The sequence below is a fragment of the Xenophilus azovorans DSM 13620 genome (assembly GCF_000745855.1).
In the GTDB taxonomy this organism is placed as follows: domain Bacteria; phylum Pseudomonadota; class Gammaproteobacteria; order Burkholderiales; family Burkholderiaceae_C; genus Xenophilus; species Xenophilus azovorans.
In genome coordinates this window covers 220,984-246,612 of record NZ_JQKD01000007.1, presented here as the reverse complement: position 1 = coordinate 246,612, position 25,629 = coordinate 220,984, and the positions used below count along the sequence as shown (strand labels likewise).

The window sequence follows — 25,629 nt, the reverse complement described above, 5'->3', positions numbered from 1 at the left end:
CTACGATGGCCAGCGCCACGTGGGGCTCGATGCTGCGCGGGGACCGCTCGGGGCGGGAGGACTTGTCCAGCAGGCCGGCGGCGCCGTCGGCCAGGTAGCGGGCCAGCCATTTGCGGGCTGTGACCGCGCTGACGCCGTGCCGGCAGGCGGCTTCTGACGCGCTTGCACCACGTTCTGTGATGTCTTGGACCATCTCCAGGCGGCGCAGGTAGGTCAATCGGGCATTCTTATGGGTGTTCATCCGGTTGGGTGACTTGAGTGGACTGGGGGTTTGGCGATTTCCAGTCTCTCAAAACCTCTCCGGGTGAACACCCGCAACAACCTATTGGGCCTTCACAGCTAGAGTCGGATCCGACCGGCGCCCTGCGGCGCGTGCAGGAGACAAGGCCCATGAGCACCAGCGAGCCCCGCGGCAGTGAACACCTCGACGTCCTCATCATCGGCGCCGGCGTCTCCGGCATCGGCGCCGCCTGCCACCTGCGCCGGCAGTTGCCGGAGCGCCGCTTCGCGGTCGTGGAGGCCATGGACGGCTTCGGCGGCACCTGGCGCACCCACCGCTATCCAGGCGCGCGTTCCGACAGCGACCTGTACACCTACGGCTACGGCTTCAAGCCCTGGCGCGGCCGTGCGCTGGCCACGGCCGACGAGATCCGCGCCTACCTGGCCGGGACCATCGACGAGAACGGCCTGGCCCCGCACATCCGCTACGGCCTGAAGATGGTCGCGGCGGACTGGTCCTCCAGTGAACAGCGCTGGACGGTGCGGCTCGTTCGCCAAGCCACCGGCGAGACGTCGACGCTCACCTGCAGCTTCCTGTGGCTGTGCCAGGGCTACTACGACCATGCCAAGGGACACCTGCCCGAATGGCCGGGCATGGAGCGCTTCGCGGGCACCCTCGTCCACCCGCAGCACTGGCCGCAGGACCTGGACTGCACCGGCCGGCACGTGGTCGTGATCGGCTCCGGCGCCACCGCGGCCACGCTGGTGCCGGCGCTGGCCGGGCAGGCGGCGCACGTCACGCTGCTGCAGCGCTCGCCCACCTTCTTCATCGCCCGCGGCTGGGAGCACGAACTCGCCGCACCGCTGCGCGCGCTGGACATCCCGGAGGAATGGCTGTTCGAGATCTTGCGGCGCGCGCACATCGCCCGCCAGGCCGAACTGACGCGCATGTCCTTCGAGCAGCCCGAGGCGCTGCGTGCCTGGCTGGTCGAGCAGACCCGCGCGCTGCTGCCCGAGGGCTTCGACGTGGAACGCCACTTCAACCCCGCCTACCGCCCCTGGCAGCAGCGCCTGGCCGTGGTGCCCGACGGCGACCTGTTCGCCGCGATCCGCGAAGGCACAGCCAGCGTCGTCACCGACGCCATCGAGTGCTTCGACGAGGCCGGCATCGTGCTGGCCGGCGGCGGCCGGCTGGACGCGGACGTCGTCGTGGCCGCCACCGGCTTCGACCTCGCCCTGTTCGGCGGCGTGCCCTTCGCCGTCGACGGCGCGCCGGTGGACTTCACGCGCCGCGTCACCTATCGCGGCCTGATGATCGAGGGCCTGCCCAACCTGGCCTACGTGCAGGGCTACTTCCGTTCGAGCTGGACGCTGCGGGTGGACCTGGTGTGCGGCTTCGTCTGCCGCCTGCTCGACCACATGGCGCAGCGCGGCGCCGCCGCCGTGACGCCCCGCCTGCGGCCCGAGGACGCCGGCATGCCCCTGCTGCCCTGGTGCGACCCGGCCAACTTCAACGCCGGCTACGTGCTGCGTACCCAGCACCGCATGCACCGCCAGGGCGACCGCGAGCCCTGGACCCACATGCACGAATACGAGACGGAGCGGCGCACGCTGCCGGCGGTGGACCTGGACGAGGCGGCGCTGGCATACCGCTGAGGTTCGCGCCGCGGCCGCGGCCGCGTGGCGCCACAGGAGCCGTTCGGGCTGAGCTTGTCGAAGCCGGGTCCGGCGCTTCGACAGGCTCAGCGTGAACGGATCGGGGCGTTCAGACGCTGCGGCGGCGATACGGACTCGCCACTGGCCGCTCCAGCACCTGGCGCTGCAGTTCGCGGTCGAACCACCGCTCATAGAGCCAGTGCAGGTGCTCGAAGGTCCGCGGCGCGGCCTTCCTGCCGGGCGGCGTCGTGCGCCGCTGGCGGATCAACGGCTCGGCCGCCTCGTACACCCCGCACAGGATGCCGCGGAAGGTCTGCTTCATCAGCGTCTCGTCCAGGTCGCCGTAGCGGATGCCCACGGCGATGAACTCGAAGTAGTTCAGCAGGTAGCGCAGCGCCGGGATCTGCGCCTCGGGCGCGCCGCTGCGGGCCTCTTCCTCGCCCAGCCGGTAGATCGCGCCGGACGGGGTGAAGTAACGCGCGTTCACCAGCCGCGTCTGGCTCATGTAGGTTTCCGACAGGCGCGAGTTCAGCAGCGTCGTGATGGTGTGCTGCCGGATCGAGTTGCGCATCGTCACGATGGCCGAGGTGATCCAGCCCGCCACCGCCGCCACCGCGCCCAGCAGCACCACCCACTGCGCCTTCTCCAGCCCGATGGGCGGCGCCGCCAGCACGATGCGCCGCCCGCCCAGCCACTCTGCCAGCGCGAACAGCGCCGTGGCCGCCAGCACCGCAGACAGCAAAAAGCCCAGTACGCGACTGGGCTTTCGGGGGTGGCGGGGGGGGGGGCTTCAGCCGAGGCCATCGCCTTCGCGGTTGCGCTTTGCCATGATGACTTCCTTTCGTGCCCGCCAGGGGAAGCAGGCGATGGACAGGGAACCCCTGTGACCGATGCCGGCATTCTGGCCTATTTTCGGGGGAATCGGCTTCTTTTTCACCCGGCGCCGCGTCGGACAATGCGCCGCACGCCCGGCGCCATCCCCTCTGCAATTCAGGGCCGCCCGGCCGGTTTCAATCTCCCTTCCTTCATCGCCGCGCGCCCGACCGACTTGCATCCGCCTTCCGTCTCGCCACCCACCCGCCCCGCTGCCGCCGCCCTGCTGACCGAGGCCGTGCGCCTGATCGAGGACGCCGGCCCGCTGGAAGACAGCCAGGCCCTGCGCCAGGCCGCTGCCGCCGGCGGCAGCCGGCAGGCCCAGGCCGGGCGGCGCGCCGGTCTGCTGGCCGAGCGGCTGGGCCTGCGCGGCCGGCTGGCCCGCGCGCAGCGGGCGGCGCCCTGGGTGCTGCTGGGCCTGGCGGCGGCGGTGGTGCTGGCCGGGCTGGCGCTGGCCGGCGGCGTGGTCGATGCGCAGGACCGCCGCATCAACGTCATGGCCGCGCTGGTCGCTCTGCTGGGCACGCACCTGGTCACGCTGGCCCTGTGGCTGCTGGCGATCGCGTGGCCGGGCGCATCGGCCTTCGGCGGCAGCCTGATCGGCCGGCTCTGGCTCACGCTGACGGCGCGCTTCACGCTCGGCCGGGGCGCCGAGGGCGCGGCGCTGCTGCACGGCGGGCTGCGCCTGCTGGAGCGCGCACGGCTGCTGCCCTGGCTGCTGGGGCTGGCCAGCCACGTGGTGTGGACGCTGGCCTTCGCGGCGGCGCTGGGCGCACTGCTGTTCGCCCTCTCCTTCCGCCGCTACACGCTGGGCTGGGAGACGACGCTGCTCGACCCGGCCGTCTTCGCCCGCTGGGTACAGGCGCTGGCGGTGGCGCCGGGCTGGCTCGGCTTTCCCGTGCCGGATGCAGCGGCGCCCACCGACCGGCAGCTCGCCAGCTGGCTGGTGGGCTGCGTGATCGTCTACGGCCTGCTGCCCCGCACACTGTGCGTGCTGCTGTGCGCCGCCATGTGGCGCGCGCGGCGCGGCCGGCTCGCGCCGGACTGGCGCGAGCCCTACTACCAGCGCCTCTTCGCCCGCTTCGACGCCCTGGCGCCGGCCGAGGTGGTGGACGCCGACACGCACGGCGGCGACCCGCGCCCGGCCCACCCCCCGCACGCCGACGCCCCCAGCGACGCCGTGCTGCTGGCCGGCTTCGAACTGCCCGCCGACTGGCCCTGGCCGCCGGCGCCGCTGCCGCCGGCCGTCACCGAGACGCTGCGCGTGGACGGCAGCGCCGCCCAGCGCCTGGCGCTGCTGCAGGCGCTGGAACGCCTGCGCCCCCGCCTGCTGGTGCTGGCCTGCCGCGCCGCCGCCAGCCCCGACCGCGGCACCGAGCGCCTGCTGCGCGAGGCGCTGCCGCTGGCCGGCGCATGCCGGCTGTGGCTGCTGGGTGCGCCCGACACGCCGGACGACGCCCCCGCCGGCGCCGACCGCTGGCAGCGCTGGCTCGCCTCCATCGGCCTGGACGACATCCCCTGCGCCACGCAGGCCGCCGACGCCCTGCCCTCAGCCGCCACTCCCGCCGCACCATGACCGAATCCCCCGAGGCCGCCCCGCTGCGCATCGCCGTCGTCGGCCACACCAACGCCGGCAAGACCTCGCTGCTGCGCACCCTCACCCGCCGCGTCGACTTCGGCGAGGTCTCCGACCGGCCCGGCACCACGCGCCACGTCGAGCGCATCGACCTGCGCGTGGACGGCCGCGCCGCCGTGCGCTTCTTCGACACGCCCGGGCTGGAGGACGCGGTGACGCTGCTGGCCCACGTGCAGACGCTCGAAGGCGATTCGCGCCCCGGGCGCATCCGCCGCTTCCTCGCCGGGCCCGAGGCGCACGGCGCCTTCGAGCAGGAGGCCAAGGTGCTGCGCACCCTGCTGGAGGAGGCCGACGCCGCCTTCCTCGTCATCGACGTGCGCGAGCCGGTGCTGCCCAAGTTCCGCGACGAGGTGGAACTGCTCGGCGCCTGCGGCAAGCCGGTGATGCCGGTGCTCAACTTCGTCGCGCAGGCGGCCGGCCAGGGCGCCGGCGAGGCCGAATGGCGCGCCATGCTGGCGGCGGCCGGGCTGCACGCCGTGGTGCGCTTCGACGCCGCCGCGCCCTTCACCGGCGCCGAGCGCGAGCTGTACCAGGACCTGGGTACGCTGCTGCCCGCGCGGCGCGAATCGCTGCGCGCCGTCGCCGCGCACCTGCAGCGCGAGGCCGAGGCGCGCCGCGAGGCCGGCTGCACGCTGATCGCCGAAGGGCTGGTCGAGATCGCCGCCATGCGCCGCGCCGTGCCGGCCGAGGCGATGCAGGACGAGACCGCCCGCCGCACCGAGGTCAACGCCCTGCGCCGCCAGGTGACCGAGCGCGCGCAGCACCACGTGGACACGCTGCTCGGCCTGTACGGCTTCCGCGAGGGCGACGGCGCCGAGGCGCCCCTGCCGCCGCTGCAGGGCCGCTGGACGCTGGACCTGTTCCACCCCGAGACGCTGCGCCAGGCCGGCGTGCGGCTGGGCCAGGGCGCGGCCGTGGGTGCCGCGGTGGGCGTGGTGGCCGACCTGGCGGTGGGCGGCCTGTCGCTGGGCGCCGGCGCGGCGCTGGGCGGCGCGCTCGGCGGCGCGCTGGCGCAGGGCTGGGGGCCCTTCGGCCGGCGCCTGGCCAATCGCTTGCGCGGCGTGCAGGAGCTGACGGTGGAAGACGGCGTGCTCTTCGTCGTCGCCGACTGGCAGCTGCGCCTGCTGCTGGCGCTGGAGCGGCGCGGCCACGGCAGCGCCGCGCGGGTGGACGCCGGCAGCGCCGCGCCGGCGCCCGCCGTGGCCCAGGCGCTGGCCGCCGCCGTGCGTGCCACGCAGCCGGCGCGCGGCCATGCGGAGTGGGGCCGCGGCCGCGCCCTGTTCGGCGGCCACGTCGGCGGCGAGGCGCGCCGCGAGGCCATCGCCGACACCGCCCGGCACCTGGCGCAGGCCGCCGCGCACGCCGACGAGAAGGCGTGAGGAGCGAGGCCGCCGGGCCGGGCTGTCCTACAAGGCGCCGCAGCCCCTTCCGACGGCCGCCGGCGCGGCATGCGCCCACACTGGCTGGACATTCCAACAAATCACTGGAGAACAGCCGCGTGAACACCGTCATCTACATCGTCGGCCTCGTCGTCGTCATCGCCGCCATCCTGTCCTTCTTCGGCCTGCGCTGAACGGCGCGCCAGCGCCATCCGCCGGCCCGAGGCCATGCGCGGCGTGCTGCGCTGCGGCATCATCGGGCCCATGTCCGCCGACCTGCCCGACCCTCCCCGCCCCCTCGTCATCCTCAAGCTGGGCGACACGCTGCCTGAACTGCGCGAGCGCCAGGACGACTTCGAGCACTGGATCGCGCGCGGCCTGGGCCGCAACGACCTCGACCTGGCCGTGCTGGACCCGCGGCGCGGCGACACGCTGCCGCCGCCCGAGCGCACAGCCGGCGTGGTGGCCAGCGGTTCGCACGCCATGGTGTCGCACCGCGAAGCCTGGAGCGAAGCCGCCGGCCGCTGGCTGGCGCAGGCCGCGCACGCCGGCGTGCCGGTGCTGGGCATCTGCTACGGCCACCAGCTGCTGGCCGACGCGCTGGGCGGCCGCGCCGACGACCACCCGCTCGGGCGCGAGGTGGGCACGGTGGAGGTCGAGCTGCTGCCCGAGGCCGAAGGCGATGCGCTGATGGCCGGGCTGCCGCCGCGCTTTGCCGCGCAGGTCGTGCACCGCCAGAGCGCGCTCGCGCTGCCGCCGGGCGCCGTCGCGCTGGCCCGCAATGCGTGGGAGCCGCACCAGGCCGTGCGCTTCGGCGAAGCCGCCTGGGGCGTGCAGTTCCATCCCGAGTTCGACGACGACGCGATGCGCGGCTATGTCGACGCGCTGGCCGGCGAACTGGGCGAGGACGCGGCGCCGCGGCGCGCCGCCGTGCGCCCCACGCCGGAGGCGGCCGGCCTGCTGGCCCGCTTCGCCGCCCTCGTCGCCCGGCGCGAGGCCGCACGCGCCGCCGGCACGGAGCCCGCATGACGGCCACGCCACCACCGCCGCGCCGGCGCTTCTCCATGATCCGCGAGTTCCACCTCGCGGACTTCTTCACCCTGGGCAACGCCGCCTGCGGCGTGGGCTGCGTCTTCCTGGCGATGGCCTTCGTCGCCAGCGGCTCGCTCGCGCACTTCTACGCGGCCTGCGCGCTCGCGCCGGCCGCCTTCGCCTTCGACGTGCTCGACGGACGCATCGCGCGCTGGCGCCAGACCTCGTCGCCCCTGGGCCGCGAGCTGGACTCGCTGGCCGACGTGATCTCCTTCGGCATGGCGCCGGCCGCGCTGGGCTTCGCGGCCGGGCTGCGCGGCGGCTGGGACGCGGCGCTGCTCGCCTACTTCGTCTGCTGCGGCGTGAGCCGGCTGGCGCGCTTCAACGTCACGGCCGAGGCGCTCTCGGAAGGCGGCGACAAGGTGAAGTACTTCGAAGGGACGCCGATCCCCACCAGCGTGGTGCTGGTCGGCCTGCTCGCCTGGGCCGCCGGCGCCGGACGCATCGGCGAGGCCATGGCCGGCGGCGCCTGGGCGCTGGGGCCGTGGACGCTGCATCCGTTCACCCTGCTGTACGCGCTGTCGGGTACCCTGATGATCAGCAAGACCCTGCGCATCCCGAAGCTGTGAACCACCCCGCCCCGACCCACCCCGCGCCGCGCGGCATGGCCCGACTGATCGAGCTGGCCGCCGGCCGGCCGCTGGCGCTGTCGTGCAGCCGCTTCTACTTCCTGCGCCACGGCCAGACGCCGCGCAACGCGCTGCGCATCTTCCAGGCCTACGACGAGCCGCTGTCCGAACTGGGCGTGCAGCAGGCCGCGCTGGCCGCCGCCGCGCTGGCCGGCGAGCCGATCCGCAGCATCGTGTGCAGCGACGCGCAGCGCGCGCTGGACACCGCCCTGGCCGTGGCCGCGCACCACCGGCTCGCCCCGGCGGCGCGCGAGGCGCTGCGCGAGCGCCATTTCGGCGCGCTGATCGGCAGTTCGTCGGCCGACATCGACTGGGCCTGCGCACCGGAAGGCGGCGAGACGCTGCCGCAGTTCGTCGAGCGCAAGCGCGCCGCGCTGGCCGCCGCCCTGGCCGAGCCCGCCCCGGTGCTGGTGGTGGCGCACGGCGGCACCCTGTACGTGCTGGCCGCCCTGCTGGGCGTGCCGGTGGACGCCCGCGTGATGGGCAACGCCCAGCCCCTTTGTTTCGAGCGCAGCGGCCCCACCTGGCAGGTGACGGCCCTGCGCCCGCCGGCCGACCTGGCGGGCGCTGCCCTGGCCTGATCCCCCACCCACCATGGAATTCAAGGACTACTACAGCGCCCTGGGCGTCGATCCGAAGGCCGGCGAGGACGAGATCCGCAAGGCGTATCGGCGCCTCGCCCGCAAGTACCACCCCGACGTCAGCAAGGAAGCCGACGCCGAGACCCGCATGCGCGAGGTCAACGAGGCCTGGGACGTGCTGGGCGACAAGGACAAGCGCGCCGCCTACGACGCGCTGGCCGAGCGCGTGAAGAGCGGCGGCGGCACCGGCCCCGGCGGCTTCCAGCCGCCGCCGGGCTGGGACGAGGGCTTCGAGTTCCACCGCGCCCAGGGCGGCCCGGCCGACCACGCCGACTTCAGCGAGTTCTTCTCCTCGCTCTTCGGCGCGGCCGAGCGGCGCAGCGCCAGCCGGCGCAACTTCAAGGCGCGCGGCGAGGACCACCACGCCGCCATCGAGGTGCCGCTGGAGTTCGCCCTGACCGGCGGCGAGCGCGAGATCCAGTTGCGCGCGCTGGAGCTGGACGAGCAGGGCCAGCCGCAGTGGGTCGCCCGCACGCTGCGGGTGAACATCCCGCGCGGCATGCACCCCGGCCAGTACATCCGGCTGGCCGGCCAGGGCCTGCCCGGCCACGGCGGCGAGCCGCCCGGCGACCTGTACCTGGAAGTGCGCATCGCACCGCACCCGCTGTACACGGTGGACGGGCGCGACCTGCTGATGACGCTGCCCGTCACGCCCTCCGAGGCGGCGCTGGGCGCGGAGGTCGAGGTGCCGCTGCCCGGCGGCGGCACCGGCGCCGTGCGCGTGCCGCCCAACGCGCGGCCCGGCCTCAAGCTGCGGCTGAAGGACCGCGGCCCGGGCGGCCACCTGTACCTGGTGCTGGAGCTGGCCCTGCCGCCGGCGGACAGCGATGCCGCCCGCGCCGCCTACGAGCAACTGGCCCGGGCCACCACCGGCTTCGACCCGCGCCGCCGGCTCCACGCCGGCGCGGGCGCGGCGGCGTGATGCGCGGCAGGAGCGAGAACACCATGAGCCATTCCGAGCGAAGCACCACCACCGTCACCGTGACCCATTGCACCGTGGTCGGCGCGGCCGACCCGCTGGCCGCGGCCGAACTGGCCCGCGCCTGCGGCGCCACGCTGGACTGGGTGGCCGAACTGGCGGCCGCCGGCATCGTCGAGGCGCCGGCCGGCCGGCCGGTGCAGGAATGGCGCTTCGGCAGCGCCGAACTGCGGCGCGCGCTGGAGACGCGGCGCCTTCAGCGCGAATTCGACGTGGGTCTGGATGCCGCGGCGCTGATCCTCGATCTGCAGCAGGAACTGCGGCGCCTGCGTGCCGCGCTGGCAGCACAGCGCGGCTGAAAAAGAGAAAGCGGCGTCAGGGCCTGGGCGCCGACGCCATCGGCCCGAGCCAGTCGCCCGGCGGGACCGGCCCACGCACCAGTTGCTGGATCTCGCGCGCCAGCCGCGTCGCCTCGTCGCGCGCGCCCGCCACGCCCAACTGCATCGCCGTCAGTTGGCGTGCGTAGGCATCCGTCAGTTCAGCCCATTGGGCAAATGATGCTTCCATCCCCAGAGTCGCCTCGTCCATGCGGTTCCCTTTCTCGCGCTCCTGGCACGCCGGGTGATCCGACCGTGTGAATCGTCCCTCGATGCACCCGCTCGTGACCGGTGCAGCATGGGACGACTTCAGTATTTCACATTCAATTGACAGAATATGGCGAATTGTAAAGTCGCCGAAGACCCTGTCCGTGGACAAAGCGGCCTTCGATCCGCCTACCTGCCATTGAGGAGGCGGCGACAACGCACGCGGCGGGGCGCCTTCATCCGGCCCGCGGCCCGGCGAGTAGACGTTTACATTCTTCTGACATATTCGCCCCCCGCTCAGCGGTCGGCGGCAGACTTCCGCCTCGCAGCGTGCGGGTTTTCACGCTTCAGAAATCGACCGTGGCGGACAACGCCAGGGTCCTGGGCATGCCCAGCAGCAGGGCGTTCCATGTGCCCACGGACCAGTAGCGCTTGTTGAAGGCGTTCTCCAGCGAAGCCCGGAAGGTGATGGCCCGATCGGCCACGCGCGTGGTCCAGCGCGCGCCGAGGTCGGTGCGCGTCCAGCCGGGAATGAGCGTCGCGTTGGCTGCATCGACATACGACGAGCCCGTGTGGGTCAGTCCACCCGTCAGCGTGAAGCCGGGCAGGCCAGGCACATCCCATTCGCCCGACAGATTGGCCGTGAACCGGGGTACGCCGACCGGCCGCTTGCCGACCAGGGAGGCACTCGCGGCCTGCGTCATCCTGGCATCGATCCACGTCGCGCCGCCCAGCAGGCGCAGCCCGCGCGCGAGCTCACCGAACACGTTCAGCTCGATGCCGCGATGGCGCTGCTCGCCACTGGCCTCGTAGCGCAGGGTCGTGGCGTCGAGCAGGCCGCTGGGCTTGGCGATCTGGAACACGCTGGCCGAGCCGCCGAACCCGTTCCATTCGTGCTTGATGCCCAGTTCGTACTGCTTGGTCTTGTACGGCGGAAACACCTCGCCCGCGTTGACGGCGGTGTCCGGCGCCGTGTCACCCTGCGCGAGCCCCTGGATGACGTTGGCGTAGACGGCGCCGCCTTCCCAGGGCCTGACGACGAGGCCCACGAACGGCGAGGTGGCAGACTCGTCGTAGCGGCTGGAGACGGCCCCCGTGGACGTGTCGAAGCTGTCGGTCCGGACGGTCTGGCGCCGCACGCCGAGCGTCAGCCTGACGCGATCCTGCGCGAACGACAAAGTGTCTGCGATGCCGAAGCTGGGCAGCCGGGACCTCGAAGACAGCCTGGCGACGGCCGGCTGGATGCCCGCGGGCTCGGGCACGTGGACGGGTGCGTAGATATTCGACACGACGGCGCCGGCGGAGGACGAGAAGCCGTAGGCCATGTCGCGCTCCAGCGCGCTGAGCGCCGCAGACCACTGATGCCGGATCGGCCCGGTCGTGAAGCGGCCGGTGATGCCGATCTCCCCCGACGTCGTATCCAGATGGAATGCCGAGCCGCCGGCGGCTCCCCGGATGTCGCCCGACACCGAGGTCAGGGCGATGTTGCCCGAGCCCTTGCCGTCGAACCAGCCCTTGGAGCGGCCCAGCGCCGCATGCACCGTGAGGTCGGGCGTGATGTCGTATTCCACGCGGCCGACCAGCGTACGGTTGCCGCTGCGCACCACGGCCCAGGGCTGGGTGAAGTTGGTGTCGCCCGAGGGAGCCCGCGGCGTCCAGCCTGCCGTGGCGCTGCCGACGGTGAGCGTCGTCCGGGACGCATGGTCCCGCATGGACTGGTACACGTAGTCGATCGAGGCCCGCAATTGCTGGCCGCGGTAGTCCAGCGCGACCGATCCCAGGTCGTGGGACTGCTTCTGGTCGTCGCGTGACGACTCGCCCCGGCGCAACGCCCCGTTGACGCGCACGCCCCACGCGTTGTCGACGCCGAAGCGGCGCCCGATGTCGGCATGCAGGTCGGCGCGGGAGTCGGCCAGGTAGCCGGCCGTCAGCCGCGTCATGGGCTGGTCGCCGGCACGCTTGGACACCACGTTGACCGCGCCGCCCACCCCGCCGCCGGGCGCCATGCCGTTGAGCATGGCGTTGGGGCCCTTGAGCACCTCGATGCGTTCGATGAACTCCACCTTGCTGCGATAGAACGACAGCAGGCCGGGCAGGCCGTTGAAGGTGGAATCCTCCATCGCCACGTCGAAGCCGCGGATGCGCAGGGTGTCGGTGTCGCTGCCCTCCCCTCCCGTCACCCGCACCGAGGGATCGTTGCGGCCCAGCAGGTCGGCGACGTTGCGCGCCTGCTGGTCCTCGATGGTCCGAGCCGTGTAGCTGGTGATGTTGAAGGGCGCGTCCATCACATCCACATTGCCCAGCAGGCCGAGACGTCCGCCACGCGCGACCTGCCCTCCCGCATAGGGCTGCGGCAGGTCGGCGGAGGATTCCGCCTCGGCCGCGACGCTCACCGCCGGCAGCGAAGCGCCTTCCAGCGCCGCGCCCCCCTGGTCCTGGGGCGCCACGGTGTAGCCGCCATCGGCGGCCGGCCGGGCGCTCAGGCCGGAGCCGGCCAGCAGTTGCTGCAGCGCCTGCTGCACGGTCAGGCTGCCGTGCACCCCCGGCGCGGCCTTCGATTCGGTCAGGCCGGTGGAGAACACGATGCGCGCGCCCGACTGGCGGGCCAGCGCGCCCAGCGCCTTGTCCAGCGGCTGGGCGGGAATGTCGATGGACAGCGGCCCGGTCTGGGCGTGGGCGACGGCAGCCAGCAGCAGCGCGGCGGCGGCTGCGGCGATGGATGTCTTCGGCAAGGCGAATCCCTTCTTCTGGCGCCCCGGACATCGGGGCTTCAGCAGGGTTGGCGAATGGCGAAGGCGGAAGGTGAGGTGCCGGCGAAGAAAATTGCTACGGCTTCGCCGGGGCCGCGCCGCCGCCGGCCACGCGCACGCTGCCGTCGGGGGCACGCTGCACCGTCACCGGCAGCGCCTGCGGCAGGGTGTCGATGAGTGCCTCGACGCGCCGGATGTCGTACTCGCCGGACAGGCGCAGCCGGCCGGCGCGCTCGTCGGCCAGCACGATGGACGCTGCACGGTAGCGCTGGATCTCGGCCAGCGCCTCGGCCAGCGGGGTGCCATCGAACACCAGCCGGCCCTGCTGCCAGGCGCCGGCTGTCTCGGGCGCCACCCGCCGCACCGACGGGGACGGGCCGTCGCCGGCCGCGGCGAGGGCCTGGCCCGCCGGCAGCACCTGCGGCGGCTGGCCGGGGCGGCGAACCTCCACCCGGCCTTCCAGCACGACGACGTCGGCACCGTCGCCCAGGCGGCGCACGTTGAATGCGGTGCCGATGTCGCGCACGGTGGCCGTGCCGGCCTGCACGATGAAGGGGCGCCAGCCGTGCGCGACGTGGAAGGCGGCCTCGCCCTGCTCGAGCACGAAGCGGCGCGTGCGCAGCCGGCTCTCGACCTTCAGCACACTGCCGGTGTTCAGGACCAGCGCGCTGCCGTCGCGCAGCGTCCAGCGGGACTGTTCGCCGACGGCGGTGCGGATTTCCTCGGTGCGCCAGGCCGGATCGGCCCACCACAGGCCGGCGACGAGGCCAGCGATCAACGCCACCGAGCCGCCGCGCACGGCACCGCGCCGGCGACGCGTCGCGGCGCGGGCTTCGGCCAGCAATGCCTCGCGCGTGGCGAAGCGCTCGCGCAGCGCGTCCTCGAAGGGCTCGATGACATCGGCCGGCGCCGGGCGGCTGCGCGCAACCGGGCCGTCGGGAGCCTCCGCGGCCGGCACCGGGCCGCGCGCGGGCGGGTGGCCGGCTGCGCCGCTCATCTGCCGGGCCGCCCGGCTGCCATGGCCTCGCGCGCGGGCGCCCAGTCGCGCGCGATGCGCCGCATCGCGTGGTTGAAGTGGTGGGTGACCATGCTGCGGGTGACGCCGATCTCGGCGGCGATGGCCTGGTGCGTCATGCTGTGGACGCGGTGCAGCAGGAAACACTGGCGGGCGCGCGGCGGCAACGACTCGATGACCGCCACCAGCGCCTCCAGGTGCTGTCTGAAGGCCAGCGCGCTGGCACCGTCCTCGTGGTGCGCATGCAGGTCGGGCGTGTCGGGCACGGACTCGATCAGCGCGGCGCGCGCCGCCTCCGCGCGCTGGCGGTCGATGGCCCGATGGGTGGATATGTGCCGCAGAAAAGCCAGCGGCGTGCGCGCCTCCAGTGCCGCCGGCCGCTCCAGCAGTTCGACGCAGACGTCGTGCACCACTTCGCGCTCGAAGCCCCTGCCCCGGAACTGCCGCCGCACGTGCTCGACCAGTTCGTCGTAGTGCCGTGCGAGCGCAGTCACCAGGTCGGTGGATGGGACGGCATGCGGCACGGTCGGAGGGCGGATCAGCAAATAAGAGAGATTCTTATTATCACATCGCCCCGCCCGCCGGGCCCTGTCAGCCCTTGCCGACCAGCTTGATGACGCTGGAGAAGTCCAGCGCGCCATGCCCCGCCAGGCTGTGGGCGGCGTACAGGTTGCGCGCCAGGCCGCCCAGGGGGGTGGCGGCCTTCACCGCCGTGGCGTTCTCCTGCGCCAGGCCCAGGTCCTTGAGCATCAGGTCGGTGCCGAAGCCGCCGGCGTAGCCCTTGGAGGCGGGCGCGTTCTCCATCACGCCGGGCAGCGGGTTGTACTTCTCCAGCGCCCAGTTGCCGCCGGAACTGCGGCGCATGATCTCCGACAGCACCTTCGGGTCGAGCCCGTTGGCCACGCCCAGCGCGATGGCCTCGGAGGTGCCGATCATCAGGATGCCCAGGAGCATGTTGTTGCAGATCTTGGCCGTCTGCCCGGCGCCAGGGCCGCCGGCGTGGAAGATGTTGGCGCCCATCTTCTCCAGCACGGGCCGGGCACGTTCGAGGTCGGCCTCGCTGCCGCCGACCATGAAGGTCAGCGTGCCGGCGATGGCGCCGCCGGTGCCGCCCGAGACGGGCGCGTCGATGACCGCGATGCCGCGCGCGGCGCCGGCCTCGGCCACCTTGCGCGAGCTGGCGGCGGCGATGGTGCTGGAGTCGATCACCAGCGTGCCGGGCGCGATCTTCGCGAGCAGGCCGCCCTCGCCCAGGTAGAGCGATTCGACGTGCTGGCTCGCCGGCAGCATGCTCACGACCACCTCGGCGCCCTGCACCGCCTCGGCCGCCGAAGCGGCGACGGCGACGCCCTGCGCGCGCACCGCCTCGCAGGCGGCGGTCGAGAGGTCGAAGGCGGCCAGCGCGTGGCCGGCCTTGTGCAGGTTCAGCGCCATCGGGCCGCCCATGTTGCCCAGGCCGATGAATGCGATCTTCATGTGCTTGTCTCCTTGCATGTCTCGAAATTCAGCGCAGCGGCACGAGTTCGGGGGCCATCTCGCCGCGCGGCTTCAGGTGGTCCTCGACGAAGGCGAGCGTGATCTCCTCCAGCGTCGCGGGCTGCCACTTCGGGTTACGGTCCTTGTCCACCAGCACCGCGCGGATGCCCTCGGCGAAGTCCTTGTGCGCGCAGAAGCCCAGCGAGGCCCAGTACTCCAGCCGGAAGACCTCCGCCAGCGACATGCGCGGCACGCGCTGCCACAGCTCCCAGGTGAGCGCGATGGAACTCGGCGCCCCCTTGGCGAAGGCCTTGGCGGCGCCCTGCAGCCAGGCGTCGTCGGACTGCAGCGCGCGCAGGCGCCGGGCGATGTCCAGCAGATCGTCCCCGGCCATCAGCGACTCGATCGTGTCGTAGTGCTCGCGCAGCTTCGACAGCGGCCGCGACGCGCCTTCGGCCGCCGTGGCGAGGATGCGCGAGAGCAGCGCGCGGTCGGCGCGGTCGTTGCCGCTCCACGCCGTCGCGCCGATGGCCTCCAGCACCTGCGCCTTGCGCGCCTGCGGCACCAGCACATCGGCCAGGCCGGCGAAGATGGCGTCGCTGCCGTTGATCTGCGCGGCCGTGAAGGCCAGGAACAGGCCCGTGCGCCCCGGCGTGCGGCGCAGGAACCAGCTCCCGCCCACGTCCGGGTACAGGCCGATGTTGATCTCGGGCATGGCGACGCGGCTGCCCTCCGTCACCACGCGATGCGAAGCGCCCACCATCAGGCCGACGCCGCCGCCCATCACGATGCCGTGGCCCCAGCACAGGAAGGGCTTGGGGAAGGTGTGGATCAGGTGGTCGAGTTCGTATTCCTCGCCGAAGAAGCGCTCGGCGTATTCGTTGCGCTTCTCGTTGGGAGCGCTGCCGCAGTCGAGCAGCGTCCGGTAGAGCTGGCGCAGGTCGCCGCCGGCGCAGAAGGCCTTCTCGCCCGCGGCCTGCAGCAGCACGCCGACGACCTGCGGGTCGGCCGCCCATTCGCGCAGCTTCGGCGTGAGCAGCCGCACCATGTCGACCGAGAGGGCGTTGAGCGCGGCCGGCGCGTTGAGCGTGGCGACGCCGAAGCGCCTGCCGTTGGCCGTGGGAAGGAAGTCGAAGAGAACTACAGCGTCAGTCATGGGGTGCGATTGGAGCGTCTTTCAGCGGATGTCGCTGTCACCTTCCAGCAGCTTGCGCGAGACGATGACGCGCATGATCTCGTTGGTGCCCTCCAGGATCTGGTGCACGCGCGCGTCGCGCAGCAGCCGCTCCAGCGGGAACTCGCCGAGGTAGCCGTAGCCGCCGTGCAGTTGCAGCGCCTCGTTGCACACGTTGAAGCCCGCGTCGGTGGCGAAGCGCTTGGCCATCGCGCAGTAGGTGCTGGCGTCGGGATGCTGCGCATCGAGCCTGCTGGCAGCCAGGCGCACCATCTGGCGCGCGGCCACCAGCTCGGTCGCCATGTCGGCCAGGCGGAACTGCAGCGCCTGGAAGCTGGCCAGCGGCTTGCCGAACTGCTGGCGCTCGTGCAGGTAGCGGCGCGCCGCATCCAGCGCGCCCTGCGCCGCGCCCACCGAGCAGGTGGCGATGTTGATGCGCCCGCCGTCCAGCCCCTTCATCGCGATGCGGAAGCCCTCGCCTTCCCGGCCCAGCAGGTGGTCGGCCGGCACGCGCACGTTGTCGAAGGCGATGGTGCGGGTGGGCTGGCTGTTCCAGCCCATCTTGTGCTCCTTCTTGCCGTAGCTGATGCCCGGCGCGTCGGCCGGTACCGCGAAGGCCGAGACGCCGCCGGGCCCGCCGCCGCCGGTGCGCGCCATCAGCACCAGCACATCGGTCGAGCCGGCGCCGGAGATGAAGGCCTTGCCGCCGTTGATGACGTATTCGGCGCCCTGCAGTTCGGCCCGGGTCTTCAGCGACCCGGCGTCCGAGCCGGCGCCGGGCTCGGTCAAACAGTACGACGCGAGTTTGCGGCCGCTGGTCAAGTCCTCGCCCCACTTCGCGCACACGGCGTCGGTGCCCCAGGTGCCGAGCATCCAGGTCGCCATGTTGTGGATGGTGATGAAGGCCGTGGTCGAGGGATCGACCGCCGCCATCTCCTCGAACACCAGCGCCGCGTCCAGCCGCGGCAGGCCGAGGCCGCCGATGCGCTCGGGCGCGTACAGGCCGCACAAGCCCAGCTCGCCGGCCTTGGCGATCGCCTCGCGCGGGAAGATGCCCTCCCTGTCCCACTGCGCCGCGTACGGCGCGAACTCGCTGGCGGCGAATTCGCGCGCGGTGTCGGCGAAGGCGCGTTGTTCCTCGCTCAGTTCGAAGTCCATGGTGCTAGTCGTCCTTGGCCGGCGTGTCCGTACTCAGCCACCGCATCAGGCCGCTTCGGCGCTCGCGTGTCTTGTCGGTCATGCATTCATGGTAGCGGCGCAGTCCGTCGCCTTGCTGCTCCACCGTGCGCGTGCGCTCCTTGCACTCGCGGATGCGCTGAGCGTTCCACGCGCTGTGCTCGCGGCGCAGCTGCGGCCGCTCGTGGGCCGACAGCGCGCGCATCACGTCGGCATAGAGCACGGCGATCTCGGTGTCGGCCGCCTGGAAGTCGCGCAGGGCGCAGGCGTTGACCTGTTCCACCGTGCCGCCCGGCACGCAGGCGGCGCCGGCCTGGGCGTACGCGGCCGAAGCCGCGAACCACAGGAGGCAGGCGCCTGCCAGGCGCGGCGCACGGCTCACTTCAGGCTGATGGTCGTGTTCACGCCATGCGACGTGGTGCTGTCGTCGAACCAGCGCGCCGTCACCGTCTTGGTCTGCGTGTAGAACAGCACCACCTGCTTGCCGTACGGCCCCAGGTCGCCCAGCTTGGAGCCGCGCGAGCCGGTGAAGGAGAACAGCGGCACCGGCACCGGGATCGGCACGTTGATGCCCACCTGGCCGACGTCGATCTCCTCCTCGAACTTGCGCGCGGCCGCGCCGGACTGCGTGAAGATCGCCGTGCCGTTGCCGTTGGGGTTGCTGTTGATCAGCTCGATCGCCTCGTCGATGTCGGCCGCGCCCGCGATGCACAGCACCGGCCCGAAGATTTCCTGGTCGTAGATGGTCATGCCCGGCTTCACGCCCGAGAAGATGGTCGGGCCGACGAAGTTGCCCTTCTCGTAGCCCGGCACCGTCGGCTTGCGGCCGTCCAGTTCCAGCGTCGCGCCGTCGACCACGCCGCGCTCGATCAGGCCGGTGACGCGCTCGTACGCCGCGCAGGACACCAGCGGGCCCACGTCGGTGCCCTTCTCGGTGCCCGCGTTCACCTTCAGCGTCTTCGCCTTCGCGACCAGGTCGGGAATCCACTTGCGTGCCTCGCCCACCAGCACCGCCACCGACACCGCCATGCAGCGCTGCCCCGCCGCGCCGAAGGCCGCGCCGGCCAGCGCATTGAGCGTCTGCTCCTTGTTGGCGTCGGGCATCACGATGGCGTGGTTCTTCGCGCCCATCATGCACTGCACGCGCTTGCCGCTGGCGATGCCGCGGTGGTAGACGTGGGTGCCGACCTTGGTCGAGCCGACGAAGCTGATCGCCTTGATGTCGGCGTGGTCGCAGATCGCGTTGACCACCTGCTCGCCGCCGTGCACCACGTTCAGCACGCCGGGCGGGATGCCGGCCTCCAGCGCCAGCTCGCACAGGCGCATCGTCACCATCGGGTCCTGCTCGCTGGGCTTGAGCACGAAGGTGTTGCCGGTGGCGATGGCCATCGGGAACATCCACAGCGGGATCATGGCCGGGAAGTTGAAGGGCGTGATGCCCGCGCACACGCCCAGCGGCTGCAGCAGCGTGTAGGTGTCGACGCCGTTGGCCACGTTGTTGGCCAGCTCGCCCAGCTGCAGCGTGCCGATGTTGGCGGCGTGCTCGACCACCTCCAGCCCGCGGAACACGTCGCCCTCGGCGTCAGGCAGCGTCTTGCCCTGCTCGGCAGTGAGGATGGCGGCCAGCTCGCTCATGTGGTCGCGGATCAGTTGCTGCAGCTTCAGGAAGATGCGCGCGCGCGCGCCGATCGGCGTCTTCTTCCAGGTCTTGAAGGCTTCCTTGGCGCTGGCCACCGCCGCGTCCACCTCGGCCGGCGTGGCGAAGGGCACGCGCGCCAGCACCTCCTGCGTGGCCGGGTTGACGACGTCGCGCCATTCGGTGGTCTTCGATTCGACGAACTTCCCGTCGATCAGCAGCTTGACGGTGGCGACCTGGGTGGCCGGCGTGGTGGTGGCGTCCATGGGTGATGTCTCCTGGAGAAAGAATGCGGCGCGCCCGGAAAGGCACGGAAAGCGATGCATCCTAGCTTTGCAGATTTGCCACAGCAAGAGACAGGAATGCGCTCCGCCTTTGCAAAAATGCAGACATGGACTGGGACAACCTGCGCTTCTTCCTCGAACTCTCGCGCTCGGGCACGCTGGTGGCCGCGGCGCGCCGGCTGGGCGTGGACCACACCACGGTGGCGCGCCGCATCCAGGCGCTGGAGAAGGAGACCGGCACCCCGCTCTTCGCCCGCGAGGCCGGCGGCCACCGCCTCACCGAGGCCGGGCGCCGTCTGCAGCCGCAGGTGGAGGCCATGGAGCGCGCCTTCCGCACCGTGGAGAAGAGCACCGCGCCGCCGGTCGACGAGGGCCTCGCCGGCCTGGTGCGCATCGGCGCCACCGAGGGCTTCGGCACCGTGGTGCTGGCGCCGGCGCTGGCCGGCTTCGCGCGACTGCATCCGCGGCTGGTGATCGACCTGCTGGCGATGCCGCGCCTGGTGCACCTGTCGCGGCGCGAGGCGGACATCGTCATCTCGCTGGAGCGCCCCGCCCGCGGCCCGGTGATCGCCACCCGCCTCACCGACTACGAGCTGCACCTGTACGCCAGCAAGACCTACCTGCGCACGCACGGGCCGATCCGGCGCCGGGAAGACCTCAAGGGCCACAGCTTCATCAGCTACGTGGACGACCTGCTGTTCTCCAAGGAGCTGCAGTACCTGGACGAGCTGTACCGCCCCGACGCCTTCGCGCTGCGCAGCACCAGCGTGCTGGCCCAGCACCAGGCGGCGCGCGCCGGCGCCGGCGTCGCCGTGCTGCCGGCCTTCCTGGCGGCGCGCGACGCCACGCTGCAGCGCCTGCTGCCGCAGGAGGCCTGCTTCACCCGCACCTTCTGGATGTCGATGCCGGCGGAGGCGCGGCAGTTGTCGCGCATGCAGGCGGTGTGGGAGTTCCTGCGCCGGGTGGTGCAGGAGCGGCAGGCGCTGCTGAAGGACGGCGCCGCCGGCTGAAGGCAACCCCGCCCCGGACGGGGCTACCGGCCCCAGCGCACCAGCGCCATGCCCAGGAACAGCGCGCCCACGCCCAGCACCACGGAGGCCGCCACGTAGCCGCCGGCCAGCGCTGTCTGGCCGCGCTCGTGCAGCAGCGCGGCTTCGAGCGAGAAGGTGGAGAAGGTCGTGAAGCCGCCGAGGATGCCGGTGGTGAGGAACAGCCGCAGGTTCTGCGGCAGCCCCATGCGCAGCGCCAGCAACTCGACCACCAGCCCCATGACGAAGGAGCCGAGCACGTTGATGGCCAGTGTGCCGAAGGGAAAGCTGCTGGCGACATGACGCGCCGCCAGCACGTTGACGCCGTGGCGCATCGCGGAGCCGAGGCCGCCGCCGAGAAAGACGATCAGGAATTCCATGTCATGCCCATGTGAAGGTTCAGGAAGAACGGCAGGGCACGGCGGCGAGCGCGGCGGGGAAGAAGAAGCGCGGCCCCGCATCGCAGGCGCGCCGCGCCCGTGAAGCAGGAGCCATCAGCCCGTCGGGATGTCCTTCGGGGCGGTTGTCGGGAAGCTCCATTCCCATCGCCCGAAAGCATAGCACCGGGGCGCCTCGGCTATTTCAGCTCGAAGCCCTGCTCCTTCACGTTCTGCGAGTCCAGGCCGATCTGCACCTTGAACTCGCCCGGCTCGGCCAGGTACTGGAGCTTGGCGTTGTAGAAGGCCAGCTTGTCCTCGCCGATGGTGAAGCGCACTTCCTTCTTCTCGCCCGGCTGCAGCATCAGCTTGCGGAAGTCCTTCAGTTCCTTGACCGGGCGCACCACCGAGGCAGCCACGTCCTGGATGTAGAGCTGCACCACCGTCTCGCCGGCGCGCTCGCCGGTGTTGGTGACGGTGACGCTCGCCTCCACCTTGCCGCCGCGCGGCATGCGCGCGCTGGAGAGCGTGACGTCCGACAGGCTGAAGTCGGTGTAGCTCAGGCCGTGGCCGAAGGGGTACAGCGCGCCCTGCGGCTCGTCGAAGTACTGCGAGGTGTAGTTGCCCGGCTTGCCCGGCGTGAAGGGGCGGCCCAGGCGCGGGTGGTTGTAGTAGGTGGGGATCTGCCCCACCGAGCGCGGCAGCGAGATGGGCAGCTTGCCCGAGGGGTTGGCATCGCCGAACAGCACGTCGGCGATGGCGTGGCCGCCCTCGGTGCCGGCGAACCAGGTCTCCAGCATCGCGTCGGCGTTCGCCTTCTCCCAGTTCAGGGTGAGCGGGCGGCCGTTCATCAGCACCAGCACCAGCGGCTTGCCGGTGGCCTTGAGCGCCTTGAGCAGCGCCTGCTGGCTTTCCGGCAGGTCCAGCCGCGTGCGGCTGGAGGACTCGTGCGACATGCCGCGCGACTCGCCCACCGCGGCGACGACCACGTCGGCCTGCTTCGCGGTGGCGACGGCCTCGTCGATCATCTCCTGCGGCGCGCGCTTGTCCTGCACCACCTCGTGCTCGTCCCAGTTGAGGAAGTTCAGGTACTCGACGATGGCCTTGTCCTCGGTCACGTTGGCGCCGCGCGCGTAGAGCAGCCGGCCCTGCCCTTCGAGCGCCTTCTCCATGCCGGTGCGCAGCGTCACCGACTGCTTCCACACGGCCTGGCCCGACCACACGCCCATCATGTCGATCGGCGCATCGGCCAGCGGGCCGACCAGCGCCACCGTCGCGCCCTTGGCGATGGGCAGCGTGCGGTTGCGGTTCTCCAGCAGCACCATCGAGCGGCGCGCCACGTCGCGCGCCGGGGCGCGGTGCAGGCGGCTGTCGGCCTTGAGGTCGGGCGGATCGTCCTCGGCCTTGCCGATGCGCAGGAACGGGGCGTGGAACAGGCCCATGTCGTACTTGGCGCCCAGCACCTCGCGCACGGCGTTGTCCAGCGTCTTCATCGGCACCTCGCCGGACTTCACCAGGCCCGGCAACTCCTTCAGGTAGACCTGGTCGGCCATGCTCATGTCCACGCCTGCCTTGATGGCCAGCTTGGCCGCCTCGCGCTCGTCGCGCGCGACGCCGTGGCGCATCAGCTCGGTGATGGCGCCGTGGTCGCTGAAGGTGACGCCGCGGAAGCCCCAGTCCTTGCGCAGCAGGTCCTGCAGCAGCCAGGTGTTCGACGTCGCGGGCTGGCCGTTGACGGTGTTGAGCGCGATCATCACGCCGCCCGCGCCGGCATCGATCGCCGCCTTGTAGGGCGGCAGGTAGTCGTTGTACATGCGCATGGGGCTCATGTCGACGATGTTGTAGTCGCGCCCGCCCTCCACCGCGCCGTACAGCGCGAAGTGCTTGACCGAGGCCATGATGCTGTCGCGTCCCAGCACCTTGCCGGCCGGCGTGCCGTTCTGGAAGCCCTGCACCATCGCCCGCGCGATCTGCGAGACGAGGTACGGATCCTCGCCGAAGCCCTCGGAGGTGCGGCCCCAGCGCGGGTCGCGCGAGATGTCCACCGTGGGCGCGAAGGTCACGTCCACGCCGTCGGCGCTGGCCTCCACCGCCGCGGTGCGGGCGGTCAGGCGCACCGCCTCCATGTCCCAGCTCGACGCCAGGCCCAGGCCGATGGGGAAGGAGGTGCGGTGCCCGTGCAGCACGTCGTAGGCGAAGAGCATCGGGATCTTCAGCCGGCTGCGGTTCACCGCAGCCTCCTGCAGCGGCCGCTGCTCCTTGTGGTTGATGGAGTTGAAGGTGCCGCCCACACGGCCGGCCGCGATCTCCTCGGCCAGTTGCGCGGCAGGCATCTCGGGGCCGATGCTGATCAGGCGCAATTGCCCCACCTTCTCCTCCAGCGTCATCTGCCTGAGCAGGTCGGCGACGAAGGCCGGCTTGTTGTCGATCAGCGCGGGGTTGGGCTGGGCGAAGGCCAGTGGCGCGGCCAGGGCGGCCAGCGCCGCGAGCGCCGGCCTCTTGGTCGTGAACTTCATCGGCTGTGCATTCCTTGCTTGTTGCGAGCGTGCGGACGTCGAGCGGGGCATCTTAGAGGCTGCGCCGCCCGCTTCCCCCGCAGGTGCGCCGGGCTCCTACAGGGCCGCGCAGGCGGCCGATGCTAAGCTTTTGGGCTCCCTGCGCCTTCCGAGCGCATCGAACCAGAACAACGGTCCATGATCACTCGACTCGTGCGCGCCGCGCGCCCTGCCTCCGCCCTCGCCTTCCTGCATCTCCTCGCGCTCATGGTGCTGCCTGCGCTGCCGCTGGCCGCCCACGCGCAGGGGCAGCAGTCCTTCTCGCTCGACGACGTCACCGCCCGCGCCCGCGCGCTGGCGGGCAAGCCCTATGTCGCCCCGGCGAGCAACCTGCCGCCGGTCTTCGGCAACATGCAGTTCGCCGACTACATGAAGATCCAGCCGCGCTCGGACCGCTTCGAGTGGCGCGACCAGTCCACGCCCTTCCGCCTGAACTTCTACCACCAGGGCATGCAGTTCAACTTCCCGGTGAAGATCCACGAGGTGGTGGGCGGCGAGGCGCGCGAGATCCGCTACGAGCCCGACCGCTTCGACTTCGGCGACCTCAGCTTCGACCGCGAGGCCACGCGCCAGCTCGGCTACGCGGGCTTCCGGGTGCTCTACCCCATCAACCAGGACGGCAAATTCGACGAGGTGATGAGCCTGCTGGGCGCCAGCTACTTCCGCGTGATCGGCAAGGGGCAGGTGTACGGCCTGTCGGGCCGCGGCCTGGCGATCGACACCACCTCGCCGGGCAAGGAGGAGTTCCCGAACTTCATCGAGTACTGGATCCAGCGCCCGGCGCCGCAGGACAAGCAGCTCGTGATCTACGCGCTGATGGATTCGCCGCGCGCCACCGGCGCCTACCAGTTCATCCTGCAGCCCGGGCGCGACGCGGTGCTCGACGTGCAGGCCAATCTCTTCGTGCGCGGCGACATCGGCATGCTGGGCATCGCGCCGCTGACCAGCATGTTCCTCTACGGCCCCAACCAGCGCTGGCCCGAGCACCTGCGCAACTGGCGCCCCGCCATCCACGACTCCAACGGCCTGGCCATCCATGCCGGCAACGACGAGTGGATCTGGCGCCCGCTGAACAACCCGCGCGGCGCGGTGGCGGTCAGCAGCTTCCAGGTGGACCGCCCGCGCGGCTTCGGCCTGCTGCAGCGCGGCCATGCCTTCCAGCGCTTCGAGGACCTGAAGGACCGCTACGACCTGCGCCCCAGCGCCTGGATCGAACCCCAGAACGACTGGGGCAAGGGCAAGGTCACGCTGATGGAGATCCCCACCGCGGACGAGACCAACGACAACATCGTCGCCTTCTGGACGCCCGACGCGCCCGTCACGCGCGGCCAGATGCTGCAGTACGCCTACCGCATGCACTGGACCATGGACGAGCCGGCGCTGCACGCGCAGAACAACGCCTGGGTCCGGCAGACCTTCCAGAGCGAGGGCGAGCGGCTGCAGCCCAACCTGATCCGCCAGATCGACGGCAGCACCGCGCTGATCGTGGACTTCGAGGGGCCGGCGCTGGCCCGGCTGGCGCCCGACGCAGCGCTGCAGACGCAGATCAGCGGCAACGCCAACGTCGAGATCCTGGAGAGCAGCCTGCTGCGCAACGACCCCATCAAGGGCTGGCGCCTGGCGATGCGCGTGAAGGTGAAGGACCCGGCGCAGGCCAGCGAGTTGCGCGCCGCGCTGGCGCAGGGCGGCAAGCCGATCAGCGAGACCTGGAGCTTCCAGATCCCGCCGGTGCCGCCGCCACCGCCGCCGGCGCCCCCTGCCGCGCCGGCACCGGCGGCCGGCAGCCGCTGAGCACCGGCGCCCTTCGCATGAAGTCAGCCGACGCCGCCACCTTCGACGCGGCCTACTACCAGCGCTTCTACTTCGACGCCAAGACCCGGGTCATCGACCCGCAGCACGCCGAGCGGCTCGGCGCCTTCGTCTGCGGCTACCTGAAGTACCTGCGCGTGCCGGTGCGCCGCGTGCTCGACGTGGGCTGCGGCATCGGCGTGTGGCGGGACGTCGTGGCGCGGCACTTCTCGCAGGCGCACTACCAGGGCGTGGAGTTCAGCGAGTACCTGTGCGAGCGCTACGGCTGGGAGCGCGGCTCGGTCGTCGACTACCGCGCCGAGCGCCCCTTCGACTTCGTCGTCTGCCAGGGCGTGCTGCCCTACCTGGCCCCCGCCGACCTGAAGCGCGCGCTGCACAACCTCGGCGGCCTGAGCCGCGGCGCGCTGTACGTGGAGGCCGTCACGCGCGAGGACTTCGAACGCGACATCGTGGACGAGGACCTGACCGACGCGCGCATCTTCCGCCACCGCGCCGAGGCCTACCGGCGCGGCCTGGCGCCGCACTTCGCCGAGATGGGCGGCGGCGTGTGGCTGAGCCGGCAGGCGCAGGTGCCGGTGTTCGCGCTGGAGTGCGCGGGCGCTTGAGCCCAGGCGGCCTGCGCGGGCCGATGTCTTGATCCGGCGCATGGACGCTTCGCGCCGGGCCCGCCGGCCCTGTTCAGCAGGATGCCCCTGCCGGAGAATGACTTTGGCCTGCCTGT

Annotated in this window: 25 protein-coding genes and 1 riboswitch; of the genes, 11 read left to right on the top strand and 14 right to left on the bottom strand. The window is 72.0% G+C overall.

What is annotated here, in order from left to right:
• A partial coding sequence (locus Q392_RS06890) for a leucine zipper domain-containing protein (RefSeq protein WP_157007821.1) occupies nucleotides 1–241 on the bottom strand: 241 nt, incomplete at its 3' end.
• Nucleotides 242–390: 149 nt separating this feature from the next.
• Between Q392_RS06890 and Q392_RS06885 the strand changes: the two genes are divergently transcribed.
• A complete protein-coding gene (locus tag Q392_RS06885) occupies nucleotides 391–1,875 on the top strand; it encodes a flavin-containing monooxygenase (protein WP_038203444.1) in 1,485 nt (494 codons plus the stop codon).
• Nucleotides 1,876–1,984: 109 nt separating this feature from the next.
• Here Q392_RS06885 and Q392_RS31225 read toward each other — a convergent pair whose 3' ends face one another.
• Nucleotides 1,985–2,617 (bottom strand): DUF4760 domain-containing protein, encoded by a 633-nt coding sequence (locus tag Q392_RS31225; protein ID WP_169748288.1) that lies wholly within the window; start codon nucleotides 2,615–2,617, stop codon nucleotides 1,985–1,987.
• 306 nt (nucleotides 2,618–2,923) lie between these two features.
• Between Q392_RS31225 and Q392_RS06875 the strand changes: the two genes are divergently transcribed.
• Together Q392_RS06875 and Q392_RS06870 are read left to right on the top strand one after the other, a co-directional pair.
• Nucleotides 2,924–4,324, top strand: a complete 1,401-nt coding sequence (locus Q392_RS06875; protein ID WP_051953038.1) for a DUF2868 domain-containing protein — start codon at nucleotides 2,924–2,926, stop codon at nucleotides 4,322–4,324.
• Nucleotides 4,321–5,763: a GTPase/DUF3482 domain-containing protein gene (locus Q392_RS06870; protein ID WP_038203441.1), complete on the top strand. Its 1,443-nt coding sequence runs from the start codon at nucleotides 4,321–4,323 to the stop codon at nucleotides 5,761–5,763. The genes Q392_RS06875 and Q392_RS06870 overlap by 4 nt, the downstream gene beginning before the upstream one ends.
• Nucleotides 5,764–5,864: 101 nt before the next feature.
• Here Q392_RS06870 and Q392_RS34170 read toward each other — a convergent pair whose 3' ends face one another.
• Nucleotides 5,865–6,020: a hypothetical protein gene (locus Q392_RS34170; RefSeq protein WP_169748287.1), complete on the bottom strand. Its 156-nt coding sequence runs from the start codon at nucleotides 6,018–6,020 to the stop codon at nucleotides 5,865–5,867.
• A 7-nt stretch (nucleotides 6,021–6,027) separates the two neighbouring features.
• Between Q392_RS34170 and Q392_RS06860 the strand changes: the two genes are divergently transcribed.
• The 5 genes from Q392_RS06860 to Q392_RS06840 are packed head-to-tail and all read left to right on the top strand — an operon-like array spanning nucleotide 6,028 to nucleotide 9,403.
• Nucleotides 6,028–6,792, top strand: a complete 765-nt coding sequence (locus tag Q392_RS06860) for a glutamine amidotransferase (protein ID WP_051953036.1) — start codon at nucleotides 6,028–6,030, stop codon at nucleotides 6,790–6,792.
• Nucleotides 6,789–7,424 (top strand): CDP-alcohol phosphatidyltransferase family protein, encoded by a 636-nt coding sequence (locus tag Q392_RS06855; RefSeq protein WP_038203436.1) that lies wholly within the window; start codon nucleotides 6,789–6,791, stop codon nucleotides 7,422–7,424. Before Q392_RS06860 ends, Q392_RS06855 begins: the two co-directional genes overlap by 4 nt.
• Entirely contained in the window at nucleotides 7,421–8,065 is a 645-nt protein-coding gene (locus Q392_RS06850) for a histidine phosphatase family protein (RefSeq protein WP_038203434.1), read from the top strand. Before Q392_RS06855 ends, Q392_RS06850 begins: the two co-directional genes overlap by 4 nt.
• 13 nt (nucleotides 8,066–8,078) lie before the next feature.
• Nucleotides 8,079–9,047: a DnaJ C-terminal domain-containing protein gene (locus tag Q392_RS06845; RefSeq protein ID WP_038203431.1), complete on the top strand. Its 969-nt coding sequence runs from the start codon at nucleotides 8,079–8,081 to the stop codon at nucleotides 9,045–9,047.
• Nucleotides 9,048–9,070: 23 nt separating this feature from the next.
• On the top strand, nucleotides 9,071–9,403 hold the full coding sequence (locus Q392_RS06840; RefSeq protein ID WP_038203429.1) for a chaperone modulator CbpM: 333 nt from the start codon (nucleotides 9,071–9,073) through the stop codon (nucleotides 9,401–9,403).
• Nucleotides 9,404–9,419: 16 nt separating this feature from the next.
• On the opposite strand, the gene Q392_RS06835 is transcribed toward Q392_RS06840, so the two are convergent.
• The 9 genes from Q392_RS06835 to Q392_RS06795 all read right to left on the bottom strand — a co-directional run bounded on the left by Q392_RS06835 (nucleotide 9,420) and on the right by Q392_RS06795 (nucleotide 19,121).
• On the bottom strand, nucleotides 9,420–9,611 hold the full coding sequence (locus Q392_RS06835; RefSeq protein ID WP_211260208.1) for a hypothetical protein: 192 nt from the start codon (nucleotides 9,609–9,611) through the stop codon (nucleotides 9,420–9,422).
• Nucleotides 9,612–9,975: 364 nt separating this feature from the next.
• Complete coding sequence (locus Q392_RS06830) at nucleotides 9,976–12,360, bottom strand: TonB-dependent receptor (protein ID WP_051953018.1); 2,385 nt, start codon at nucleotides 12,358–12,360, stop codon at nucleotides 9,976–9,978.
• 94 nt (nucleotides 12,361–12,454) lie between these two features.
• Nucleotides 12,455–13,375: a FecR family protein gene (locus Q392_RS06825; RefSeq protein WP_211260207.1), complete on the bottom strand. Its 921-nt coding sequence runs from the start codon at nucleotides 13,373–13,375 to the stop codon at nucleotides 12,455–12,457.
• The gene (locus tag Q392_RS06820) at nucleotides 13,372–13,938 is read right to left on the bottom strand and encodes an RNA polymerase sigma factor (RefSeq protein WP_211260206.1); all 567 of its coding nucleotides are present in this window, start codon (nucleotides 13,936–13,938) and stop codon (nucleotides 13,372–13,374) included. The genes Q392_RS06825 and Q392_RS06820 overlap by 4 nt, the downstream gene beginning before the upstream one ends.
• Nucleotides 13,939–13,984: 46 nt before the next feature.
• Nucleotides 13,985–14,869, bottom strand: a complete 885-nt coding sequence (gene mmsB / locus Q392_RS06815) for a 3-hydroxyisobutyrate dehydrogenase (protein ID WP_038203425.1) — start codon at nucleotides 14,867–14,869, stop codon at nucleotides 13,985–13,987.
• Nucleotides 14,870–14,897: 28 nt separating this feature from the next.
• Nucleotides 14,898–16,025, bottom strand: a complete 1,128-nt coding sequence (locus Q392_RS06810) for an enoyl-CoA hydratase/isomerase family protein (RefSeq protein ID WP_038203422.1) — start codon at nucleotides 16,023–16,025, stop codon at nucleotides 14,898–14,900.
• Between the two features lie 21 nt (nucleotides 16,026–16,046).
• Complete coding sequence (locus Q392_RS06805; protein WP_038203419.1) at nucleotides 16,047–17,201, bottom strand: acyl-CoA dehydrogenase family protein; 1,155 nt, start codon at nucleotides 17,199–17,201, stop codon at nucleotides 16,047–16,049.
• A gap of 4 nt (nucleotides 17,202–17,205) precedes the next feature.
• Nucleotides 17,206–17,601: a lysozyme inhibitor LprI family protein gene (locus Q392_RS06800; RefSeq protein ID WP_038203416.1), complete on the bottom strand. Its 396-nt coding sequence runs from the start codon at nucleotides 17,599–17,601 to the stop codon at nucleotides 17,206–17,208.
• A complete protein-coding gene (locus Q392_RS06795) occupies nucleotides 17,598–19,121 on the bottom strand; it encodes a CoA-acylating methylmalonate-semialdehyde dehydrogenase (protein WP_038203414.1) in 1,524 nt (507 codons plus the stop codon). Before Q392_RS06795 ends, Q392_RS06800 begins: the two co-directional genes overlap by 4 nt.
• Before the next feature lie 125 nt (nucleotides 19,122–19,246).
• On the opposite strand from Q392_RS06795, the gene Q392_RS06790 reads away from it, so the two are divergent.
• Nucleotides 19,247–20,149, top strand: a complete 903-nt coding sequence (locus tag Q392_RS06790) for a LysR family transcriptional regulator (RefSeq protein WP_038203411.1) — start codon at nucleotides 19,247–19,249, stop codon at nucleotides 20,147–20,149.
• A gap of 23 nt (nucleotides 20,150–20,172) precedes the next feature.
• Here Q392_RS06790 and crcB read toward each other — a convergent pair whose 3' ends face one another.
• Both crcB and bglX read right to left on the bottom strand, forming a co-directional pair.
• Nucleotides 20,173–20,547, bottom strand: a complete 375-nt coding sequence (crcB, locus tag Q392_RS06785; protein WP_038203408.1) for a fluoride efflux transporter CrcB — start codon at nucleotides 20,545–20,547, stop codon at nucleotides 20,173–20,175.
• 98 nt (nucleotides 20,548–20,645) lie between these two features.
• A riboswitch (Fluoride riboswitch) is annotated at nucleotides 20,646–20,720 on the bottom strand.
• Between the two features lie 24 nt (nucleotides 20,721–20,744).
• Nucleotides 20,745–23,060 (bottom strand): beta-glucosidase BglX, encoded by a 2,316-nt coding sequence (bglX, locus tag Q392_RS06780; RefSeq protein WP_038203405.1) that lies wholly within the window; start codon nucleotides 23,058–23,060, stop codon nucleotides 20,745–20,747.
• Nucleotides 23,061–23,306: 246 nt separating this feature from the next.
• On the opposite strand from bglX, the gene Q392_RS06775 reads away from it, so the two are divergent.
• Together Q392_RS06775 and Q392_RS06770 are read left to right on the top strand one after the other, a co-directional pair.
• Nucleotides 23,307–24,890, top strand: a complete 1,584-nt coding sequence (locus tag Q392_RS06775) for a glucan biosynthesis protein G (RefSeq protein WP_211260212.1) — start codon at nucleotides 23,307–23,309, stop codon at nucleotides 24,888–24,890.
• Between the two features lie 17 nt (nucleotides 24,891–24,907).
• A complete protein-coding gene (locus Q392_RS06770) occupies nucleotides 24,908–25,513 on the top strand; it encodes a class I SAM-dependent methyltransferase (protein ID WP_038203404.1) in 606 nt (201 codons plus the stop codon).
• Nucleotides 25,514–25,629: the final 116 nt, after the last annotated feature.

Coding starts and splice junctions, on each gene's coding strand:
- bglX (WP_038203405.1), bottom strand. CDS start 23,060: ATGAAGTTCACGACCAAGAGGCCGGCGCTCGCGGCGCTGGCCGCCCTG.
- Q392_RS06825 (WP_211260207.1), bottom strand. CDS start 13,375: ATGAGCGGCGCAGCCGGCCACCCGCCCGCGCGCGGCCCGGTGCCGGCC.
- Q392_RS06805 (WP_038203419.1), bottom strand. CDS start 17,201: ATGGACTTCGAACTGAGCGAGGAACAACGCGCCTTCGCCGACACCGCG.
- Q392_RS06855 (WP_038203436.1), top strand. CDS start 6,789: ATGACGGCCACGCCACCACCGCCGCGCCGGCGCTTCTCCATGATCCGC.
- Q392_RS06870 (WP_038203441.1), top strand. CDS start 4,321: ATGACCGAATCCCCCGAGGCCGCCCCGCTGCGCATCGCCGTCGTCGGC.
- crcB (WP_038203408.1), bottom strand. CDS start 20,547: ATGGAATTCCTGATCGTCTTTCTCGGCGGCGGCCTCGGCTCCGCGATG.
- Q392_RS06840 (WP_038203429.1), top strand. CDS start 9,071: ATGAGCCATTCCGAGCGAAGCACCACCACCGTCACCGTGACCCATTGC.
- Q392_RS34170 (WP_169748287.1), bottom strand. CDS start 6,020: ATGATGCCGCAGCGCAGCACGCCGCGCATGGCCTCGGGCCGGCGGATG.
- Q392_RS06845 (WP_038203431.1), top strand. CDS start 8,079: ATGGAATTCAAGGACTACTACAGCGCCCTGGGCGTCGATCCGAAGGCC.
- Q392_RS06810 (WP_038203422.1), bottom strand. CDS start 16,025: ATGACTGACGCTGTAGTTCTCTTCGACTTCCTTCCCACGGCCAACGGC.
- Q392_RS06795 (WP_038203414.1), bottom strand. CDS start 19,121: ATGGACGCCACCACCACGCCGGCCACCCAGGTCGCCACCGTCAAGCTG.
- mmsB (WP_038203425.1), bottom strand. CDS start 14,869: ATGAAGATCGCATTCATCGGCCTGGGCAACATGGGCGGCCCGATGGCG.
- Q392_RS06770 (WP_038203404.1), top strand. CDS start 24,908: ATGAAGTCAGCCGACGCCGCCACCTTCGACGCGGCCTACTACCAGCGC.
- Q392_RS06790 (WP_038203411.1), top strand. CDS start 19,247: ATGGACTGGGACAACCTGCGCTTCTTCCTCGAACTCTCGCGCTCGGGC.
- Q392_RS06885 (WP_038203444.1), top strand. CDS start 391: ATGAGCACCAGCGAGCCCCGCGGCAGTGAACACCTCGACGTCCTCATC.
- Q392_RS06835 (WP_211260208.1), bottom strand. CDS start 9,611: ATGGAAGCATCATTTGCCCAATGGGCTGAACTGACGGATGCCTACGCA.
- Q392_RS06775 (WP_211260212.1), top strand. CDS start 23,307: ATGGTGCTGCCTGCGCTGCCGCTGGCCGCCCACGCGCAGGGGCAGCAG.
- Q392_RS06860 (WP_051953036.1), top strand. CDS start 6,028: ATGTCCGCCGACCTGCCCGACCCTCCCCGCCCCCTCGTCATCCTCAAG.